General features: G+C 41.3%; 1 protein-coding gene. It reads right to left on the reverse strand.

From position 1 onward, the window contains the following. A partial coding sequence (locus tag ACESTD_RS18440) for a transposase (RefSeq protein WP_373159102.1) occupies positions 1-638 on the reverse strand: 638 nt, incomplete at its 3' end. Positions 639-772: the final 134 nt, after the last annotated feature.

Here is a 772-nt window from a genome sequence, read left to right on the forward strand (position 1 = left end):
ATGTCTATGTCGGTCTCGCTGACAACTCCGGTAAGTGCTTTCACCAATGTTTCTCTGCCATGCCTGTTGATTGTTCTTCCATGCAGTTCCTTCACAAGGACTTCCGCATCTGTCACACCTTGGGATATAAGTTTAACTATTGAACGGTACCCTTTGGAATCTGTTGTGGATATATAATTACTGATTCTGATGTTGCACCTCTGGATGCATTGGTCAAGTTTGACTAAATTGCGGCTTATGGAAACATTCAGGTCAAATATCCTTCTGTCATATTGACGCAGACGTTGAATTTTATCATCAGGAACAAAGCTTGATGCTATCAGTTCTTTACTCAGACAAGTAGCTATCCATTCGGCATCATTCACATCACTCTTTTTGCCAGGAAGCTGTTTTATAAAATAAGGGTTTACCAGATGAAGTTTCACTGACCCTTCAAGCACTCGCCATATGGGTATCCAGTAGATACTGGTACTCTCCATTGCACACTCTTCAACACCTTCAGAGACCATAAGGTCGCGAAGTGTGACCAACTCTTCGGTAAGAACTCCGAATTTATGCTGGATTTTTTCTCCATTAGCACACAGAATACAGCAAAAAACACTATCTTTGTGTACGTCAAGACCGCAGACTACCTTCATAGAAGTATTTTTTTATTGGGACATCAAGCCCGTTGGACATATGAGGATGGGGAAACCCTATGACCTCGTTTTTACCACAAAGATAGTCGCGGTCTTGACTTTCTTATTTACCGGGCGTAAAAAATCTGTTTTTT

The sequence above is a fragment of the Bacteroides sp. AR20 genome, from assembly GCF_964250605.1.
In the GTDB taxonomy this organism is placed as follows: Bacteria; Bacteroidota; Bacteroidia; order Bacteroidales; family Bacteroidaceae; genus Bacteroides; species Bacteroides uniformis.